We start from the raw sequence: 18725 nt of genomic DNA on the forward strand, positions 1-18725 counted from the left end.
CAGTCAATATCTGGCGCCGTAACTCGGTTCAGCCACTAGCTATGTAACTAGTCAATTATGCGCATATTAGCAAGTGCAACACATTGTTTTTCAATATTTATTAAATATGATAAATTAATGTTGACGCAATCGGCAGTGGGATGGAAACTCGATCCCAGCAGCGCGAACAAGAACGCTCGCCCCGGCCCGGGAACGGGTCAGTAAAATCAACATTTGAAGTGGGAGGACCGACGTGAAGATTGCAATCTCCATCGCTGTTTCCACCGCCATCGCCCTTGCGACAATGCAGGCCATGGCACAGGAGAAGCAACAACTCGCCTTCGTTGTGAACGCCGCCTCGGATTTCTGGAAGCTGGCGGAAGCGGGTGTAAAGAAGGCACAGGCCGAATTGCCGAACTATGAATTGCAGTTCAAGTATCCGGCACAGGGCACCGCTGCCCTGCAGAACGCCTTGATGGATGACCTGGTTGCCGCCGGTACAGACGCCATCATGATTTCGTCGGTGGATCCGAAAACCTCGATCGAGGCCTTCAATCGGATCGCCGCTCAGGTGCCGCTTTTCACCACCGACAGTGATGCGCCCGACAGCAACCGAATCGCCTATCTGGGCTCTTCCAATACTGCGGCCGGTGTGCAGGCGGGCGAGATTGCCGTCAAGGCCCTGCCCGATGGCGCCAAGTGTATGGGTTTTGTGGGTTTCCTGGGTGCCGACAATGCCAAGGAGCGCATCGCCGGATTCAGGCAGGCGGTCGAAGGCAAGGGCATCGAACTGGTCGACGTCCGCGGCGACGATGTCGATTTCGCCCGCGCGCGCAGCAATGTCGACGATGTTCTAGCTGCAAATCCGGAGATCAACTGCATGGTCGGGTTCTACTCCTATAACCCGCCGAAGATCTACGAGGCGTTGCAGGCGGCCGGCAAGCTCGGCCAGATCACCGTGATCGCCTTTGACGAGGACCCGATCACCCTGGGTGCAGTGCGAGATGGCAGCTTTGCCGGCACGGTCGTGCAGCAGCCGTTCGAATGGGGTTATCAGGGCATGAAGCTGATGGCGGCATATCTTGAAGGCGACAAATCGCAGATTCCGGCCGACAAGCTGATCATCGTGCCGACCAAGGTGATCGACAAGGGCAATGTCGATGAGTTCGAGGCCAATCTCAAGGCGACCCTCGGCAAATAGCCTGCAGAGACTTCCCTGGCGAACTTGATGCTGGCGCGGCGGCACCTGCCACGCCAGCATCGTCTTGCCGCCACTGCCAGGGTCCGCCACACTGAACTCACGAAATAGCCGGGGAGGCGAAGGCGCGATGGGCGACGCGTTTCTGCAGCTGACACAGATATCGAAATCCTATCCCGGAGTCCGGGCGCTCGAGGATGTTTCGCTGGACGTTCGGCCGGGCGAGGTGATTGGTCTCGTGGGAGAAAACGGCGCCGGAAAGTCGACCCTGATGAAGATCCTGGGGGGCGTGGTGGCGCCGAGCGGCGGCACGATCCGTGTCGATGGCGAAAGGTTGCCGGCGCTTAGCGTGCAACAGGCCACAGATGCCGGGATTGCCTTCGTGCATCAAGAACTGAACCTGTTCGACAACCTCGATGCAGCCGCCAATGTCTTCATCGGCCGCGAACCGCGCTCCGCCGGGCCGCTGCAGCTGGTCGATCGCAAGGCACTCTACGCGCAGGCGCGCCGCCATCTCGACCAGCTCGGGGTCGATTTTGCCCCGAACACGCCGGTTGCCGACCTCTCCATCGGGCAACGGCAATTGTTGGAGATCGCGAAGGCGCTGTCTCTCAACGCGCGCCTCATCATCATGGACGAACCGACATCCAGCCTCACGCTGGCGGAAACCGAGCGCCTGCTGGCGATCATTGCTGCACTCCGCGAGCAGGGCGTTGCAGTCATCTTCATCACCCACCGCTTGACCGAGCTCACTGCCTCCGCCGACCGCGTCGTGGTGCTTCGCGACGGACGCCTTGTCGGCCATCTCCCGAAGGAGCGGATTTCGCACAACGAGATGATCCGACTGATGATCGGCCGCGATCTTGCATCGCTTTATCAGCCACCCGCAACGGCACCCGGAGAGACGGTATTGGAGATGCGCGAAGTGCGCACGGGCGCCTATCCCGATCGGCCGGTGTCGCTTGCAATCCGCCGTGGCGAGATTCTGGGAATGGCCGGCCTGATCGGCGCCGGCCGGACCGAACTGGCGCGAGTCATCTTCGGCATCGACCCCATGATCGGCGGCTTCATCCTGCTGGACGGGAAGCCGATCACATTGGCCACACCCAGGGCGGCCATCGATGCCGGCATATATCTGGTGCCGGAGGATCGCAAGAAGTCGGGACTGCTGCTGGATTTGTCCATTGCCGAGAATATCGGCCTGCCGACGTTGCAGGCGAAATCGCGGCACGGCATCGTTCAGGCGGCGCGCTTGTTCGAGGATGCCAGGCGGCAGATGCAACGCCTCGATATCCGGGCGCCGGGTTGCGAGCTCCCAGCCGCAGCGCTTTCCGGCGGCAATCAGCAAAAGGTCGTGCTGGCGAAATGGCTCGCCATGCGGCCGCGCCTCCTGATCTGCGACGAACCGACCCGCGGGATCGATGTCGGGGCCAAGAGCGATATTTATCGCATGCTGCGCGATCTGGCGGATGCCGGCGTTGCCATCCTGATGATTTCAAGTGACATGGAAGAGGTGATCGGCGTCAGCGATCGCATTGCCGTGATGCATGAAGGACATGTCACCGGTATCCTTGATCGCGCGTCGTTCAGCGAAAGCAACGTCCTTCACCTCGCCGTCGGCGCCGGTATGGCCGGGTGCAAGGCGGATTTCCCGGAGGCTCGCAGCGCATGATGAAGAAGGATATCGGCCTGTTTGTGCTGATACTGCTTGTCGGCACGGTGGTTGCCGTCATCAATCCCCTGTTCCTCTCGCCGATCAATCTGGGCAACACGGCAAATCTGGTCGGTCTGTTCGGGCTTTTTGCCATTGGCCAGGCCTTCGTGATCATTACCGGCGGCATCGAACTGTCGGTCGGTTCGATCATAGCCCTGCTCGGTGTTCTCTTCGTCGACTTGATCGTAAACGTCGGCTTGGCATGGCCGCTCGCTCTGCTGTTGATGCTGGCGCTCGGCATGATCATGGGATTGATGCACGGGCTACTAATCACGCGCCTGCACCTCCAGGCGTTCATCGTGACCCTGTGCGGTTTGCTGATCTACCGAGGCATTGCGCGCTTTTATACCGCCGATGCAACCGCGGGATTTGCCTTCGGCGATAGTTTTCCGGTTCTGGAATGGCTGACGACGGGGCGCTTTTATGGCGTACCCCATTCCTTCATTGCGATGCTCGTCATCGCTGCGATCATGTGGGTCGTGCTGCATCGGTCGGTGTTCGGGCGGCATCTCTATGCGGTTGGCAAGAATGAAGAAGCCGCCCGCTATTCCGGCATAAATACCGGCAGGGTGATCGTCGCCGCCTATGTCATCTGCGGCTTGCTGACCGGAATCGCCGCCATCTTCCTTGCAATGTACACCCGCTCCATCTCGCCATCCTCGCACGGCAATTTCTACGAACTCTATGCCATTGCTGCCGCGGTGCTGGGCGGTTTCTCCCTGAGGGGCGGCGAAGGATCGATCATTGGAGTTGTCCTCGGCGTCGTCCTGCTGCAGATTCTGCAGAACCTCGTCAACCTGCTAGGAATTCCCAGTTCGTTGAACTTCGCGGTCATGGGATCGGTCATTCTGGTTGGCGTACTCGCTGACAGCCAGTTTTCCGAATTCCGGAAGAGGCGCCTTGCGCTCCGCCGGTGACCGATCAGCGGTCGCCGGCGACGATGAGGGAAACGCTGGCGCGCGCCAGCGCCTCGCGCAGGCCTTCGGGTGGCGCGGTGTCGGTGACCAGCGTGTCAATCTCCTCCAACGTGCCGACGCGGGCCATCGAAAGGCGGCCGAACTTCGATGAATCGCACAGAGCTACTATCTGCGCGGCGCGCTCGATATAGACCCGCTTGATTTCGGTGTCCTCCAGCGAATAGTCGAACATTCCCTGGTCGGTGAGACCGGAGAAGCCGATGAAGGCGAGATCGAACCAATAGTGGCGCAGTTGAGCGACAGCTATGGAGCCATAGACGGATAGCTCGGTCGCGCGCAACTGCCCGCCCGGCAGATAGACCGGGGCAGGGCCATCGGCCAGCAGCGTCGCCGCACGGACGCTGTTGGTGAATATCTTGATGTCGCCCCGGGTCGCCATCTGGCGCGCGAGTTCCAGGGCGGTCGATCCCACGTCGATGGCAATGGTGGCGCCGGGACGCACCAGGGCCGCCGCTGCCTCGCCGATCCGCGCCTTTGCCTCGGCGTGGCGCCGCCGCCTGGCTTCGAACGCGGGCTCGTCGCTGTCGAACGTCTCCGGAGTTCCGGTCTTGCCGGCCAGCGCCCCGCCATGGGTGCGCATCAGGACGCCCTGGCTTTCGAGGCGGGTGAGGTCGCGCCGGACGGTGATTTCCGAGACCCCCAGTTCCGCCGCGATCTCGCTTACCGCGGCAAAGCCGCGCCGCTCCACGAAATCGCGCAGCAAGCCGTCCCGGACGGTCAGGGGGATTCGGGCGGCCGGCGAAATTGCAGGGGGACGGTCGGTCATCGCGCTGTGCAACAGTGATCGAATTCGATCATTTTACCGCGGACGGGGCGAAAATCCAGCGATTGATGCTTGCGTTTGTCGAAAAAATCCGCCTAGATGATCGAAATCGATCTTGAGCGATCGAAATCGAAAGAATGCAGGGCAGGCTTGGATGCTGGAGGAATTGCGCGGCAGGCGCGCCATTGTGACCGGTGGTGCGGCGGGGATCGGCCTCGCCATCGCACGCCAGTTTCACGCGGCAGGGATGCGCGTGGCCATCGCCGACCTCGACGCGGCGGCGGCCGGGAAGGCGGCGGCGGAACTCGGCCCCGAGCATATGGGAATTGCCATCGACGTGCGCGAGCGTGCCAGCGTGGTCCAGGCTTTCGAATCCGTCGTGCAGCGCTTCGGCGGCTATGATGTCCTCGCCGCCAATGCCGGCGTTTCCTCGATGAAGCTGGTGGTCGATCTCGCGGACGCCGATTGGGACTTCAACATGGATGTCAATGCCAAGGGCATCTTTCTGACCAACCAGGCGGCGGTGCGGCATTTTCTGGCCGAGAATCGCAAGGGCGTCATCGTCAACACGGCGTCGCTCGCCGGGAAATGGGGCGCCCCGTGGCTCGCCCACTATTCCGCCAGCAAGTTCGCGGTCGTCGGATTCACCCAGGCGCTCGCCCGTGAAGTCGCCGAGCATGGCATCCGCGTAAATTGCGTTTGCCCCGGCTTCGTCCGCACCGGCATGCAATCGCGCGAAGTGGAATGGGAGGCGAGCCTGCGTCAAATGACGCCGGAGGCGGTCGTGCAGGACTATATCAACCAGACGCCGATGGGGCGCCTGGAAGAGCCGGAGGACGTTGCCAAGACCGTGCTCTTTCTGGCCAGCGACCTTGCCGGTTTTGTCACCGGCGAGGCGCTCAACGTCACCGGCGGCGTCAGGATGGATTGACGGTCATGCGGGTGCGTTGGGGCAGTTTCATACCGCACCTCATTCTCTCGGCCTTTTCGCTCGCCATCTTGCTGCCGCTGGTCTGGATCGTCCGCGTCAGCCTCACCGACAAGCTCACTGCCTACAAGATTCCGCCGGAAATCGGCCATGTCGGGATCGAGAACTATATCGAGATATTCTCGGCCTATCCGTTCGAGCGCTGGTTCCTCAACAGCCTGTTCGTGGCGCTCGCCTCGACCGCGATCTCGCTGCCGCTGGCGACCGCCATGGCCTATGCCTTTGCCCGCTTCAATACCGGCGGCATCTTCCTGCGCCTCGGCGTGCTGGCCAGCCAGATGCTGCCGCCGATCATCCTGGTGCTGCCGCTCTTCACGCTGTTCTTCACCACCGGGTTGATGCAGACCCATCTGGGTCTCATCCTGGCGCATCTCACCATCAGCCTGCCGTTCCTTGCCTGGATGCTGGTCTCGTTTTTCGAGGGCGATTCGGCCAGCCTCGAAGAGGCGGCCCGCATCGATGGCGCGACACGATGGCAGGCTTTCATCCTGATCGCCGTGCCGGTGGCGGCGCCTGGCATTCTTGCCGCCGGCCTTCTTGGTTTCATCCTCAGCTGGAACGAATTTCTCTTTGCACTGGTTCTCTCCGGCGCCGATACGCAAACGCTGCCTGTCGGCCTCGCCAGCATGGAGACCCATGCCGGCGTCGAGATCGCACCGCTGGCCGCGGCCACGGTGTTGTCATTGCTGCCGGTTTTCGTGCTGCTGCCGTTCCTGCGCAAATACCTGATCAAGGGCCTGTCGCTTGGCGCCCTCAAGTGACCGGTAAAGAACATTGTCGAGGGCCGATTGGAGGGAGGTTTCACATGTTCAAGAAATTGCTGCTGGGCTCGGTCTTAGCCCTCGGTTTCGCCGGAAATGCCTCCGCCGAAACCATCAACATCCTCATGGAGGGTGTTCCCGACACCGAATTCGTCAAGCAGCTGGTCCCCGAATTCACCAAGGAGACCGGTATCGAGGTCAATCTCGAAGTCGTCAACTATGCCGAGATGCATACCAAGCTGGTACCGCAGCTGGTGGCACCCAAGGGCAGCTATTCGGCCATCGTGGTTGATTTCTACTGGGTCGGCGAGTTCGTAAAGGCCGGCTGGATGCAGCCCCTGGACGACCGCATCAAGGCCGATAACATCGACACGTCGGTCTATATCCCGGCGCTGATGGATCTGGTCGGGCAAGTCGACGGCACCACCTATATGCTGCCGTTCTACAACTATGCGATGGGCCTCACCTATCGCACAGATCTCCTGGCGGATCCGCAGAACCAGGCCGATTTCAAGGCGAAATACGGCATGGACCTCAAGGTGCCGGCGACCTGGGACGAATATCTGAAGCAGGTCGAATTCTTCACCAGGGACGGCATGCACGGCGTCGTCAATCAGGGCCTCCGCCCCGATCCCATCGCCATGGAATGGTCCAACTATCTCTTCGCCAATGGCGGCGAGTATCATGACGCCAACTGGAACCCGACGCTCAACAACGAGGCGGGCGTGAAGGCGGTCGAGCAGTACAAGACCATGATCGACAAATACGGTCCGGTCGGCTCGGCCAGCTTCAGCTTCGACGAGGCATTCAACGTGATGGCGCAGGGCAAGGCCTACAGCTACATCACCTACAACTTCTTCCGCACCGCCTATGACGATCCCAGCAAATCGGCCGTGGTCGGCAAGGTCGAGATCATGCCGGTGCCCGGGCCGACCCCGGAGCAGGGCGGCAGCCTCAACGGTGCATGGGGCTGGGCGATTCCGAAATCGAGCCCGAATCCGGATGCGGCCTGGACCTTCCTGAAGTGGGTGGAATCGAAGGAGATCGCCAAGAAGCGCGCCCTGGCCGGCGGTTCGCCGACCCGCACCGACGTCTTCGACGACCCGGATCTCAATGCCAAATATGCCTACTATCCGGCGTTGAAGCAGATGCTGCTCACCAGCCACAACTTCCCAGTCTTCACCTATACGCCGCAACTGGTCGAGGTGCTGGGACGTGAGTTGAGTCTGGCGGTGGCGGGCGAAAAGACTGCGTCCGACGCGCTGGCGGCGATCGAGGCCGAGATGGCCGAACTCGCCCGCAAGGACGGCAAGCTGAAATAAGCCGTGAGAAAGACGGGGTAGGGATCATGATCGGGATCGGTGGCATCGGCAATGCCAATGCGGCGGACCGGCGCGACGCGCGCTTCGGCTACGCCCTGTCGGCGCCTGCCCTCACCATGCTGTTCCTGGTCATTCTCTTCCCCGTCGTCTCGGCGCTCTATACGTCGCTGCACGAATACACGCTGATCGCGCCCAATTACGACACGTTCAGCGGCTTCGAAAATTTCATGCTGGCACTCGGGGACCAGGAGTTCCGGCACTCCGCCTGGCTTACGGCAAAATTCGTCGTGGGCGTGGTCCTGCTCGAATTCGTCATCGGCTTTGCCGTGGCGCTGATGCTGAACAAGGTCGAGCGCTTCAAGCCGGTCTATTACGCGATCCTGCTCTGCCCGCTGCTGATGAACCCGGTCATCGTGGGACTCATCTGGCGCATGTTCCTGCATCCCAACCTCGGCATCGTCAACTACCTGCTCTCGACCGTAGGCTTCGGCCCGGTCAACTGGCTGGGTGACACCAAGATCGCCATCTGGACCATCATCCTGGTCGACATCTGGCACCAGGTCTCGTTCATGATCGTGCTGCTGCTGGCGGGACTCGCCTCGCTGCCGAAGGAACCCTATGAGGCGGCGCGGGTCGACGGCGCCAATTCCTTCCAATGCTTCATCCACATCACACTCCCCATGATGCGGACCGTGATCGTGGTGACGCTGCTGATCCGGCTCATCTTCGCCGTCAAGACCTATGACCTCATCTACATCATGACCCGGGGTGGGCCCGGCATCTCGACCGATTTGCTGTCCTACTTCATCTACCGGACCGCTTTCGTCAGCCTTAATATCGGCGAGGCATCGGCAATGTCGATCATCCTGCTGGCGGCCATCCTGGCCTTAACCGTCTACCTTTATCGTTATATGCGCGCTATTCGCTGAGGAACATTCATGGCCGGCATTGATCTCAAGAACGTCACCAAGATCTATGGCAATGCAGTGGTTGCCGTGGACGATGTCAGCCTCGAGATCAAGGATGGCGAGTTCATGATCTTCCTTGGCCCATCGGGCTGCGGGAAGTCGACAACGCTCCGCATGATCGGTGGGCTGGAATCAATCTCGAAGGGCGACCTGCTGATCGACGGACGCCGGATGAACGATGTCGACCCGGCGCAGCGCGACATCGCCATCGTCTTCCAGAACTACGCGCTCTATCCGCACATGACGGTGGCGGGCAATCTCGGCTTCGGGTTGAAGCTGCGAGGCGTCGACCGGGGCGAGATCGACCGGCGCATCCGGGCTATTTCCGAGATGCTCGACATCGGGCCGCTGCTGGAACGCAAGCCGGCCCAGCTTTCCGGCGGCCAGCGCCAGCGCGTGGCGCTGGGCCGCGCGCTGGTGCGCGAACCGAAGGCCTTCCTGCTGGACGAGCCGCTCTCCAATCTCGATGCCAAGCTGCGCGCCGCCATGCGCACCGAACTCATCAAACTGCACCAGAAGGTCGGTACCACCATCATCCATGTGACCCATGACCAGATCGAGGCCATGACCATGGGCCAGCGGATCTGCATCATGAAGGACGGTCGCATCGTCCAGGTCGGCGCACCGCTCGATGTCTACCGCAACCCGGTCAACACCTTCGTCGCGGGCTTCCTGGCCAGCCCGCCGATGAATCTGGTGCCCGGACGATTGGACGGCCAGATCGGGCTCGATGCCGTGACCGGCCTTGCCGCCCTGCCGATTCCGGAGGCGCTGCGGCCCGGCTATGCCAGCCATGCGGAAAAGTCGGTAACTGTGGGGTTGCGGCCGGAGGATTTCCATCTGCTGCCGCTCGCCGGTCGCTCGGCCCCGGTTTCAGTCACCGCCGTCGCAATTGAACTGCTGGGGCCGGAAGTAATTCTGGTCGCGGAACTGGGCGGCACTGGCGGACCGGAGATTCAGGCGCGGATGCCGCGCGATTTCCTGGCACGGCCGGGCGAAACGCTCACGCTCCATTACGACCTTACCCAGATCCATCTCTTTGATCCGGCCACCGGCAACGTCCTGGTCCGTCCCCGGATCGCCTGATTTTCCCTAGGAAGAAGCAGAGACTCAATCATGATCGAGACAACATTCGGCAGCCGCAAGCCCATTATTGCCATGATCCATCTGGCGCCTTTGCCGGGTTCGCCGCTCTATGACAAGGACGGCGGCATGCAGAAGATCGTCGATCTCGCCGCCGCCGACATCGAGGCGTTGCAGGCGGGTGGTGTCGATGCCGTCATGTTCGGCAATGAGGGTGATCGTCCGTATCTGCTCAAGGCCTCGCCGCAGTCGCTCGCCGCCATGTCCTTTGCCGTGGGCGAGTTGAAGCGGCTCATCAAAATTCCGTTCGGCGTCAATTATCTTTGGGACCCGGTTGCCAGCGTCAGCCTCGGCATCGCCAGCGGTGCGCGTTTCGTGCGCGAAATCTTTACCGGCGTCTATGATTCCGACATGGGCATCTGGGCGCCCGACGCGGCGACGGCCCTCCGCCTCCGCGCCGATTGCAACCGCACCGACATGAAGCTGATGTTCAACATCAATGCCGAGTTCGCCTCGCCCATGGGCGACCGGTCGATAGCCGCGCGCGCCAAGAGTGCCGTGTTCTCGTCGCTCGCCGACGTCGTTCTGGTCTCCGGTCCCATGACGGGCCAGGCGGTCGAGACCGCCAATCTTAAGCTCGCCAAGGATGCGCTGCCCGATACCCCGGTCTTTGCCAATACCGGCGTCAACATCGACAACGTCGCGGATATTCTCAAAATTGGCGACGGCGCGGTCGTGGGCACCCATTTCAAGATCGGCGGCGATACCTGGAAACCGGTCGATGGCGAGCGCGTCAAGCGCTTCATGGACAAGGTCGGCAAGATCCGCTGATATTGCCGTCATCATGGCGTATTTCCTCGGCCTCGATATCGGCACCACATCGACCATCGGCATCGTTATCGATGATGCCGGCCATTCGCTCGGGGTCGAAAGCCGTCCGGTGACGCTTTACTCGGATCATGCCAACTGGTCCGAGGAGGAGCCGGACGAATGGTGGGGAAATTGTGGCGATATCTGTCGTGCCCTGCTGGCGAAGACCGGCATCGGGCCGGGCGACATCGCGGCTGTCGGCGTCACCGGCATGTTGCCCGCCGTCATCCTGCTCGACGAGATGGGGCGGCACATCCGCCGCTCGATCCAGCAGAACGACGCCCGCGCCACGGCGCAGCTGGAACGCTTCCGCGCGGGCATGAGCCAGGCGCATTTCCTCGCCCGCGCCGGTACCGGCTACAGCCAGCAACTGGTCGGTCCGAAGCTGATGTGGCTGCGCGAGCATGAGCCGGATAACTTCGCCCGCGCGCGCCATGTCGTCGGCGCCTCCGACTATATCACCGGCCGACTTACCGGCAGCATCCATGTCGAGCACAACTGGGCGCTGGAATCGGGCTTCGTCAATCTGGCAACCGGCACCTATGACGATCACCTCATGGCGCTTGCCGACATCAGTCCTTCATTGCTGGCGCCCATTCGCAAGAGTCACGACGTCGTTGGTGCCATTACGGCCGCGGCGGCGACGCATACCGGGCTGAAGTCGGGAACGCCGGTGGTCGCGGGCTGCGCCGACCATGTCGCTTCGGCCTTTCTCTGCGGCGCCTCGCGGAATGGCGACCTGGTGCTGAAATTCGGCGGTGCCGGCGATATACTGCTGTCCTCCGACAAGCCGGTGACGGACACGCGCCTCTTCCTCGACTATCACATCGTGCCGGGCCTCTATTTCCCGAATGGCTGTATGGCCTCGAGCGGCAGCTTCCTCAATTGGGTCGTGGCGAATTGGGGCGGCCATGCCAGGGCGCAGGCCGAGGCGGCGGGGCTCTCCGTGCATCGCTGGCTGGATCGCGAAACCGCCGGTATTGGCGCCGACAGCCAGGTGCTGTTCCTGCCCTATTTCCTGGGCGAGAAGACGCCGCTCAACGATCCCAACGCACGCGGCACGCTGGTCGGCCTAGGTCTCAATCACGACATGCGCCATGTCTGGCGCGCAGCCCTTGAAGGCGTCGTTTTCGGCTTTCGCCATCATGTCGAAACCTTCCATGAATTGGGGCTGGAGACGAAGCGCGTCTTCGCGGCGGATGGCGGGGCGGCGAGCGACCTCTGGCTGCAGATCGCAGCCGACAGTCTCGGCAAGCCGGTGACACGGATCGACCGGCATCCCGGCTCCTGTCTCGGTGCCGCCTTCGTTGCCGGCATCGGCGTGGGTGCCATCAAGGATTGGTCCGCCATCGCGGACTATGTCGCGGCGGGGCGCACCTTCACGCCCGATTCCGGGGCGCAGGCAATCCTCGACCACAAATACCGGTTGTGGCGCGATCTCTACCGGCGCCTCCGGGACTTCTATCCCGAGTTGGTCGGGCTCGGCGGCTGATCAGTCGACCGGCGCCAGCACGATGGCGCCCTCGACCACCGGCTGGTTGCGGCGGAAGCGGTCGACGGCGAAGGGGGCCATACGACTATCGACCTCGCCGGTGACGATGGCCCTCGCCAGCAGGTCGCCCGCTGCCGGGGCACCGGCAAAGCCATAGGACCAGCCGGCCGACACCCAGAGATTGCCGACATCCGGATGCTGCCCCAGCAGCGGCCCCCAATCCGCCGTCGCGTGCAGCATGCCGGCCCAGTGCCGCAGGATGCGAAGGGCACCCAGGGCCGGAAACACTTCGGCATAGGCAGCGGCGGTGGCTGCCAGGGCGCAGATATCGGTGTTGAGCGTCACTTGCGGCTTTTCCGGCACCTCGGCGCCGCCGACGATCTCGCCACGCGCCGTCTGATGCATGTAGCAGAGCCGGTCGGGGAGCGCGATCGCCGAGCGAATGACCGGACGCACCGGCTCCAATGCCATCGCCTCGATGCGGATTGGAAAACCAGGGATCTCCGCCCCGACCAACTTGCCGATGGCGGGGCTGTAGGCGCCCCCGGCAATGACCACCTTTTCGCAGGCAATTCGTTCGTCGCCCGCGATCACTGTCGTGATCCGGTCGCCGCTGCGCTCGACCGCCGTTACCGGCCGCTGATAGTCAATTCGCGCACCGAGGCGCCGGCTGGCAGCGAGATAGCCTTTCATGGCCGCGTGATGCGGCGCGGCGCCACCGCCTTTCAAGTAGATTGCACCCAGCACGGCGTGTTCATCGATGGCGGGCTCCAGTTCCTTGATTCTTCGCACGGCAAGGAGATCCGATTGCAACCCGTGCTCGCGGTGCAGGTCGCGCATGCCGTCGAGCCGCGCCAGCGTTTCCGCTTTCTGCGCGATAACCAGATAGCCCCTGGGCGTGAACATCACATTCTCGCCCAAAGTCGCCGAAAGTTCGGCCCAAAGCCGGTTCGAGTGGGCGAAAAACCCGGTCCATTCCGGCGATCCGAACCCGCCGCGGATGAGGGTGCCGTTGCGGCCTGACGCACCGCCCTGGAAATAGCCGGCATCCAGCACGCGAACATCGCGCACGCCGAGTCTGGCGAGGTTGAAGGCGATTGAAAGGCCCTGGATGCCGCCGCCGATGATGACGATGGAATGGTTCGACTGCATCGTGGTCTCACTTCAACGGATCGACGAGACCCGAAAGCCCCGCGGCCTGTGCGACCGTGATGGCGCGGCGGGGGCCGCGATGCGACGGCCTGTCGGCGAGAGGCGCGCCCGCCGCATTCTCGATCACGGCGGCCATCAACTCCCAGCAGGGGAAACCCTGGCATGGTCCCATGCCGGCCGAGGTCTGCCGCTTGATCTCCTCGACATGGGTGACGCCGGCGCGAAGCAAGTCGGCGATTTCTCTCGCCGACACATCCATGCAGGGGCAGACATCGGCATCCAGGGCATGTTTGCCGGGCCAGTGGATACGCTCATCCGGCGCGGCGGCGCTGCCGACCATGCGGACATGCGCCGGCAGGGCGTCGGCGGAAAGGCGCAGCAATCCGTCGCCACTTGCCTGGAAGGAGAGATTGGGGTCGCTGCGCCACGGGCCGGCATGGACGACGGTCTGGCAGGGGACCGCGTGTTCGAAAACGGCTCCCGTCACCCGGTTCCAGCCCTTGATCGCCTTCAGTTCCGCCACCGCGCGTATTTCTGCAACCGCGGCGCCGAGGCTGTGGAGTCGTGCCGCGATCGCCTCGCGTGTCTCCGTGCCCACGACCACGACGCGGCCGAGGCAGGCCGCACCGCCGGCGGCAAGGGCGAGGGCCGTCGCTGCATCCATGACGCCGGGCAGGGTGTTGCCCCGCACCAGCGGCGGCAGCGAGTGCTTGCCTGTGGCAAGAACGATCTCGTTGCTGCCGATTGCAACTGCCGGTCCGCCGTCGCCGGGCGCCGCAAGGACGAGGTGGCCCTGCCGGTAGATGGCGCAGGCCTCGTGGGCTGTGAGCAGAGTCACCCGTGAATCCAGGGCAGTTTCCGTGATGCCCATCAGGCGGGCGAAACGGGCCGGTGCGCTGCCGCGCGTTACCAGGACGACATCGCGACCGGCATGCGCGGCGGCGTTCGCCGTACCGATACCCTCTGGACCGCCACCAATCACCAGCAGGTCGCAATCAATGCGCCGGCCTGCAACAACGGCCGGAGCCGCCGGCACCGGTGACAGGGTACCCTCGCCCGCGAGGAAAGCCAGCAACCGCTCCCAAACGAGATAGCGGCGGGTTCCGCTCGGCATCAGCCTGGTATGCTCGAAGCCACCCCGCACGAGCCGCGCGGGAACCAGGCGAAGGAGTTTCAGCAGGTCGAAGTGGGATGACGGCCAAGTGTTCTGCCGCGCGACGTGCATTCCGTCGCGAACCGTGACCTGGTCAAGTCGGGCATTGGGTATTCCGTCGACGTCGCCCAGCACGCCCTGGATGAAGCTTCCGGACAGACCCAATGGCCGGTGCCGTTTGCGCGTGGCGGCAAGCTGCAGGTGGCCAGCGCGGAACAGGGCTGCGGCAACGCTCTCACCGGCCGAAACCTGAAGGGGCTCTCCGTTCCAGTTGATGACGCAGCCCGGCCCTGCCGCTCTCATTTCGGTTCCGGCCGCTTGCTGGTCTTCTGCTCCGCCTGGCCAAGGCGAACCGACATGGCGATCGCGATCCGGTCAGCGAATGCCCGCAGCAGTTCCGAATAGGTCGCCTGCTGGCGTTCGATCAACGCCTCGATCGTGCCGGTGATGGCGATGCTGTATTTGACGTCGAAACCGGGAATGATGATCGGCGATGCAATGCCGGCGAAGCCCGGCACATCCTCGCCGACACAGAGGGCGATGCGCGTTTCCCGAATCTCGGCATGTTCGGCCTGCAGATCCTTGAGCCTGGTCTTGGTTCGCTCGGTCATGACCGGCAGCGGTCCCGAGAGGATCGCCCGCACCACCGTCTCGCTCTGGAAGGCGAGAATCGCCTTGGCGGAGGCGGCGGCATGAGCCGGCAGGATGCGGCCCGGCACCACATAGCTGCGGACGTCGTTTTCCGGCGTCACCATCGCTACGGAATGCACCTGCAGATCACTGAGGCGGGTGAGGAAGCAGGTCTCACCGGTGCGATCGGCCAGTTCCTGCAGCAGGGGGCGCACCAGCCATTCGACCCAATCGTCCGACATGCCGCCATAGAGCAGGTTGAGCAGGCGGCCACCCAGTACATAGGGGCCGTAACGCGGCGCCCGTGCGGTCAGCAGGCCGGCCGCCACCAGGCTGCGCAGCAGGCGATGCACGGTCGATTTCGGCAACGCCAGGACTTCCACCAACTGGCTCAGCGTGATGCCGCCGGGGAAACCAGCTGCCATTTCCAGGATGCGGAAATAGCGGTCGAGCGGCGTGTCGACGGCGGCATCGCGTATTTCATCGAGATGAGGGCGCAGGGTTCGGGCAGTCAGATCGGCTTGCATGGGTGGGACTTTGCGAGAGTTGAACCAGGGTTGAAACGGGGGGCGGCAGCGGTCGGCTTGACGTCACCGATCGCAAATCCTAGTATGCCGAATAATAATACTATGTTCCGAAAATCGGGACAAGCAGAATTACTGCGAAGGATGGCATTGGGTCTGCCAACAACGCGGTTCCCTGGCGGGGAGGAGCAGATTCGCGATTCGCGCTACGACGTTCTGTTCGAGCCTGTCCGGATCGGTCGGTTCACCACCCGCAATCGCTTCTATCAACCGCCGCATTGCAACGGCATGGGCAATCTCCGTCCCCAGGCCCATGCCGCCATGCGTGGCATCAAGGCCGAGGGTGGCTGGGCGGTGGTGAACACCGAGCACTGCTCGATCCATCCAACTTCGGATCTGATGCCCGAAGTACTGCAATCGCTCTGGGACGAAGACGACATTCCGCCGCTCGCCCTGATGTGCGACGCCGTGCATGCGCATGGATCTCTGGCCGGCGTGCAACTGGCCTATGCGGCCTATTACAATGCCAACAAGCTCTCGCGCGAAATCCCGATGGGGCCGATGGGGAGGCCGGTGGACGGGACTTTCCCGCTGCACGCGCGGGCGATGGATCTTGCCGATATCCGCAACCTCAGACGCTGGTGGCGCGAGGCTGCCGAGCGCGCCCGCAGATGCGGCTTCGACATCGTCAACGTCGATGCGAATTTCTCCACCATCGCCTTCCAGTTCCTCTCGCCGCGCAACCAGCGCGCGGACGAGTATGGCGGCAGTCTGCGGAACCGCGCCCGCCTGCTGCGCGAACTTATCGAGGAAACGCGCGCGGGCGTGCAGGATGCCTGCGCCGTCTCGGTGCGCCTTATCGTCGACGAACTGTGCGGCGATGTCGGCCTTCGGGCGGAAGAGGAGGGGATCGAGGCGATCTCGCTGCTGGCCGAACTGCCCGACCTCTGGGACATCGTCATTGGCACCTGGGCAGGCGATTCACCCACTGCGCGCTTTGCGCCGGAGAACGATCACGAGCGCTTTCTTGCCGGCATCAAGCAGGTGACGACCAGGCCCGTGGTCGGCGTCGGCCGCTTCACCTCGCCGGATACCATGGTCTCGCTCGTCCGCCGCGGCATCCTCGACATGATCGGGGCAACCCGCCCCTCCATCGCTGATCCCTTCCTGCCCAGCAAGATCGAGGAGGGCCGGCTCGAGGACATCCGCGAATGCATCGGCTGCAATATCTGCGTCTCCAGCCATTTCATGATGACCAATCTCAGATGCACGCAGAACCCCACCATCGGCGAGGAATGGCGCCGCGACTGGCATCCGGAAATCCTTCGCCCACGTGATCGGGAAGAAACCGTCCTCGTGGTCGGTGCCGGCCCTGCCGGACTGGAATGCGCCCGCGTGCTGGCTGAGCGCGGTTATGATGTCATGCTGGCGGAAAGATCGCGTGAACTCGGCGGCCGGCTGCTCCACGAGAGCCGCTTGCCCGGCATGACCACTTATCTCCGTGTACGCGACTGGCGCGCCGGACAGATCGCGAGGCTACCGAACGTCGCGGTCTTCCGCGAAAGCATCATGGACCGTGCAACGATCCTTGAAACAGGTGCGGCCCATGTCATTCTGGCAACCGGATCCGTCTGGCGGCGGGACGGCGTGAGCCGCCTCAACGGCAGGCCGCTGTCCCTTGGTGCGATCCCGGTCCTGACGCCGGACGACATTTTCGCCGGCGCAAAGATCTCTGGCCGGGTCATGATCTATGACGAAGACCACTACTACATGGGTGGATTGCTGGCCGAGCAATTGGCGCGGGCCGGTGCCGATGTCATCCTGGTGACGCCGGAAGCGGAACTGTCCGCCTTCACGGCGAACACCCTGGAACTGCAGCGCATCGCGCTGCGCCTCGACGAGGCGGGAGTGACCGGCCTGACGCATCACGTGCTGGTGGGGGCGGATTCCGGAGGGGTGGAACTGCGCCACCGTCACACCTCCCGCCCACGCACGGTCGCGGTCGACATGCTGGTTCTGGTGACGGCGCGCCAGCCGGTCGATGAACTCTATCGCGACCTTGCCGGTGCGGTGATCGATGTCGTCCGCATCGGCGATTGCCTGGCGCCGGGCGCCGTGTTCCATGCCGTCCATGGCGGCCACCGGGCCGGGCGTGAATTCGGCGCGGCGGAGCAGGAAATACCATTCAGGCGCGAACGGATCGATCTAGCGCGCGTCTGAGAGCGAGGAAACCGCATGTCAAAGACAATCATCTGCTGTGCCGTCACCGGCGGCGGCGATACCGTCGGCAAGAATCCCGCCGTCCCGGTGACGCCGCGCCAGATCGCCGATTCTGCCATCGATGCGGCCCGGGCGGGAGCCGCCATCGTTCATATCCATGTGCGGGATCCAGATACGGCTAGGCCAAGCATGGAACTGGCGCATTACCGCGAGGTAGTTGAGCGCATTCGCGACAGCGGAACCGACGTGGTGATCAACCTGACCACGGGGGCGGGCGGGCGCTTCATGCCGGGCGATAACGAGCCCCTGGCCGCAAAACCCGGATCGAACCTTGCGACGCCCGCTGACAGGATCGGTCATGTGCTGGCACTCAAGCCCGCCATCTGCAGTCTCGATATGGGCTCGATGAACATGGGCGACTATGTCTTCGTGAATACCAAAGGCCATCTCGAGGAAATGGCTGCCGGTATCGTCGGTGCTGGCGTCAAGCCGGAACTGGAGGTGTTCGAAGCCGGGCATGTTCGCCTTGCCGTCAACCTGATCGAGCGCGGCATCCTGCCCTCGCCATCGCTGTTCCAGATTTGCCTTGGCGTTCCATGGGCGCAGCCGGCAACGCCGGAGGCGATGACCTATATGCGCAACCTTCTGCCGCCGGACGCCGTCTGGTTCGCCTTCGGCATCGGCGCGCAGCAGTTTCCCATGGTGGCGCAGGCCCATCTGCTGGGTGGCCATGTCCGCGTCGGCCTCGAGGACAACCTCTATCTTGCCAGGGGTCGGCTGGCGCCCAGCAACGCCGCCCTGGTCGATAAGGCGGTTGAGATCGTCGAAATTCTGGGCGGCGAGATTGCCGACGCCGCCGCGGCGCGCCGCATACTTGGCCTTGCCCCGTCCGCCTGATCAGCCCAGGCAGCACAGGCTCTGGCAAGCTCCG

16 protein-coding genes are annotated in these 18725 nt (G+C 63.2%); 12 read left to right on the plus strand and 4 right to left on the minus strand.

Features of this window, described 5'->3' with window-relative positions; all coding sequences use genetic code 11:
• The first annotated feature begins 232 nt into the window (after positions 1 to 232).
• The 3 genes from A8950_RS03255 to A8950_RS03265 all read left to right on the plus strand — a co-directional run bounded on the left by A8950_RS03255 (position 233) and on the right by A8950_RS03265 (position 3808).
• Positions 233 to 1180 carry a sugar-binding protein gene (locus A8950_RS03255; RefSeq protein WP_208109722.1) on the plus strand — a complete coding sequence of 316 codons (948 nt, stop codon included), beginning with the start codon at positions 233 to 235 and terminating at the stop codon, positions 1178 to 1180.
• Positions 1181 to 1307: 127 nt separating this feature from the next.
• Positions 1308 to 2849 (plus strand): sugar ABC transporter ATP-binding protein, encoded by a 1542-nt coding sequence (locus A8950_RS03260; protein ID WP_133612170.1) that lies wholly within the window; start codon positions 1308 to 1310, stop codon positions 2847 to 2849.
• Positions 2846 to 3808, plus strand: a complete 963-nt coding sequence (locus A8950_RS03265; RefSeq protein WP_133612171.1) for an ABC transporter permease — start codon at positions 2846 to 2848, stop codon at positions 3806 to 3808. Before A8950_RS03260 ends, A8950_RS03265 begins: the two co-directional genes overlap by 4 nt.
• Before the next feature lie 4 nt (positions 3809 to 3812).
• On the opposite strand, the gene A8950_RS03270 is transcribed toward A8950_RS03265, so the two are convergent.
• Positions 3813 to 4634 carry a DeoR/GlpR family DNA-binding transcription regulator gene (locus A8950_RS03270; RefSeq protein WP_133612172.1) on the minus strand — a complete coding sequence of 274 codons (822 nt, stop codon included), beginning with the start codon at positions 4632 to 4634 and terminating at the stop codon, positions 3813 to 3815.
• A gap of 151 nt (positions 4635 to 4785) precedes the next feature.
• On the opposite strand from A8950_RS03270, the gene A8950_RS03275 reads away from it, so the two are divergent.
• Genes A8950_RS03275 through A8950_RS03305 form a run of 7 tightly spaced genes read left to right on the plus strand, consistent with a single transcriptional unit; the run spans position 4786 to position 12115 of the window.
• Entirely contained in the window at positions 4786 to 5562 is a 777-nt protein-coding gene (locus A8950_RS03275) for an SDR family NAD(P)-dependent oxidoreductase (RefSeq protein WP_133612173.1), read from the plus strand.
• A gap of 5 nt (positions 5563 to 5567) precedes the next feature.
• Entirely contained in the window at positions 5568 to 6380 is an 813-nt protein-coding gene (locus tag A8950_RS03280; protein ID WP_133612174.1) for a carbohydrate ABC transporter permease, read from the plus strand.
• A gap of 44 nt (positions 6381 to 6424) precedes the next feature.
• Positions 6425 to 7702: an ABC transporter substrate-binding protein gene (locus A8950_RS03285; RefSeq protein ID WP_243735512.1), complete on the plus strand. Its 1278-nt coding sequence runs from the start codon at positions 6425 to 6427 to the stop codon at positions 7700 to 7702.
• A gap of 26 nt (positions 7703 to 7728) precedes the next feature.
• On the plus strand, positions 7729 to 8631 hold the full coding sequence (locus tag A8950_RS03290) for a carbohydrate ABC transporter permease (RefSeq protein ID WP_133612175.1): 903 nt from the start codon (positions 7729 to 7731) through the stop codon (positions 8629 to 8631).
• Positions 8632 to 8640: 9 nt separating this feature from the next.
• Positions 8641 to 9756, plus strand: coding sequence for an ABC transporter ATP-binding protein (locus A8950_RS03295; RefSeq protein WP_133612176.1), 1116 nt, complete (start codon positions 8641 to 8643; stop codon positions 9754 to 9756).
• A 30-nt stretch (positions 9757 to 9786) separates the two neighbouring features.
• The gene (locus tag A8950_RS03300) at positions 9787 to 10584 is read left to right on the plus strand and encodes a BtpA/SgcQ family protein (RefSeq protein WP_133612177.1); all 798 of its coding nucleotides are present in this window, start codon (positions 9787 to 9789) and stop codon (positions 10582 to 10584) included.
• A 13-nt stretch (positions 10585 to 10597) separates the two neighbouring features.
• Entirely contained in the window at positions 10598 to 12115 is a 1518-nt protein-coding gene (locus A8950_RS03305; RefSeq protein WP_133612178.1) for an FGGY-family carbohydrate kinase, read from the plus strand.
• Here the strand turns inward: A8950_RS03305 and A8950_RS03310 are convergent, their stop codons facing one another.
• Genes A8950_RS03310 through A8950_RS03320 form a run of 3 tightly spaced genes read right to left on the minus strand, consistent with a single transcriptional unit; the run spans position 12116 to position 15577 of the window.
• Complete coding sequence (locus A8950_RS03310; RefSeq protein WP_133612179.1) at positions 12116 to 13267, minus strand: NAD(P)/FAD-dependent oxidoreductase; 1152 nt, start codon at positions 13265 to 13267, stop codon at positions 12116 to 12118.
• Between the two features lie 7 nt (positions 13268 to 13274).
• Positions 13275 to 14723 (minus strand): (2Fe-2S)-binding protein, encoded by a 1449-nt coding sequence (locus tag A8950_RS03315; protein WP_133612180.1) that lies wholly within the window; start codon positions 14721 to 14723, stop codon positions 13275 to 13277.
• Positions 14720 to 15577 carry an IclR family transcriptional regulator gene (locus A8950_RS03320; RefSeq protein WP_133612181.1) on the minus strand — a complete coding sequence of 286 codons (858 nt, stop codon included), beginning with the start codon at positions 15575 to 15577 and terminating at the stop codon, positions 14720 to 14722. Before A8950_RS03320 ends, A8950_RS03315 begins: the two co-directional genes overlap by 4 nt.
• Positions 15578 to 15718: 141 nt before the next feature.
• On the opposite strand from A8950_RS03320, the gene A8950_RS03325 reads away from it, so the two are divergent.
• Complete coding sequence (locus A8950_RS03325) at positions 15719 to 17794, plus strand: oxidoreductase (protein WP_243735513.1); 2076 nt, start codon at positions 15719 to 15721, stop codon at positions 17792 to 17794.
• Positions 17795 to 17809: 15 nt separating this feature from the next.
• Positions 17810 to 18691: a BKACE family enzyme gene (locus A8950_RS03330; RefSeq protein WP_133612182.1), complete on the plus strand. Its 882-nt coding sequence runs from the start codon at positions 17810 to 17812 to the stop codon at positions 18689 to 18691.
• Positions 18692 to 18725 lie beyond the last annotated feature (34 nt).

The sequence above is a fragment of the Dongia mobilis genome (assembly GCF_004363235.1).
GTDB classification, from domain to species: Bacteria; Pseudomonadota; Alphaproteobacteria; order Dongiales; family Dongiaceae; genus Dongia; species Dongia mobilis.

What these genes read in the sequence shown, in the direction of transcription:
- A8950_RS03260 (WP_133612170.1), top strand. Translation starts at nt 1,308, where the DNA reads ATGGGCGACGCGTTTCTGCAGCTGACACAGATATCGAAATCCTATCCC.
- A8950_RS03285 (WP_243735512.1), top strand. Translation starts at nt 6,425, where the DNA reads ATGTTCAAGAAATTGCTGCTGGGCTCGGTCTTAGCCCTCGGTTTCGCC.
- A8950_RS03300 (WP_133612177.1), top strand. Translation starts at nt 9,787, where the DNA reads ATGATCGAGACAACATTCGGCAGCCGCAAGCCCATTATTGCCATGATC.
- A8950_RS03315 (WP_133612180.1), bottom strand. Translation starts at nt 14,723, where the DNA reads ATGAGAGCGGCAGGGCCGGGCTGCGTCATCAACTGGAACGGAGAGCCC.
- A8950_RS03280 (WP_133612174.1), top strand. Translation starts at nt 5,568, where the DNA reads ATGCGGGTGCGTTGGGGCAGTTTCATACCGCACCTCATTCTCTCGGCC.
- A8950_RS03310 (WP_133612179.1), bottom strand. Translation starts at nt 13,267, where the DNA reads ATGCAGTCGAACCATTCCATCGTCATCATCGGCGGCGGCATCCAGGGC.
- A8950_RS03305 (WP_133612178.1), top strand. Translation starts at nt 10,598, where the DNA reads ATGGCGTATTTCCTCGGCCTCGATATCGGCACCACATCGACCATCGGC.
- A8950_RS03275 (WP_133612173.1), top strand. Translation starts at nt 4,786, where the DNA reads ATGCTGGAGGAATTGCGCGGCAGGCGCGCCATTGTGACCGGTGGTGCG.
- A8950_RS03320 (WP_133612181.1), bottom strand. Translation starts at nt 15,577, where the DNA reads ATGCAAGCCGATCTGACTGCCCGAACCCTGCGCCCTCATCTCGATGAA.
- A8950_RS03265 (WP_133612171.1), top strand. Translation starts at nt 2,846, where the DNA reads ATGATGAAGAAGGATATCGGCCTGTTTGTGCTGATACTGCTTGTCGGC.
- A8950_RS03330 (WP_133612182.1), top strand. Translation starts at nt 17,810, where the DNA reads ATGTCAAAGACAATCATCTGCTGTGCCGTCACCGGCGGCGGCGATACC.
- A8950_RS03325 (WP_243735513.1), top strand. Translation starts at nt 15,719, where the DNA reads ATGGCATTGGGTCTGCCAACAACGCGGTTCCCTGGCGGGGAGGAGCAG.
- A8950_RS03290 (WP_133612175.1), top strand. Translation starts at nt 7,729, where the DNA reads ATGATCGGGATCGGTGGCATCGGCAATGCCAATGCGGCGGACCGGCGC.
- A8950_RS03295 (WP_133612176.1), top strand. Translation starts at nt 8,641, where the DNA reads ATGGCCGGCATTGATCTCAAGAACGTCACCAAGATCTATGGCAATGCA.
- A8950_RS03270 (WP_133612172.1), bottom strand. Translation starts at nt 4,634, where the DNA reads ATGACCGACCGTCCCCCTGCAATTTCGCCGGCCGCCCGAATCCCCCTG.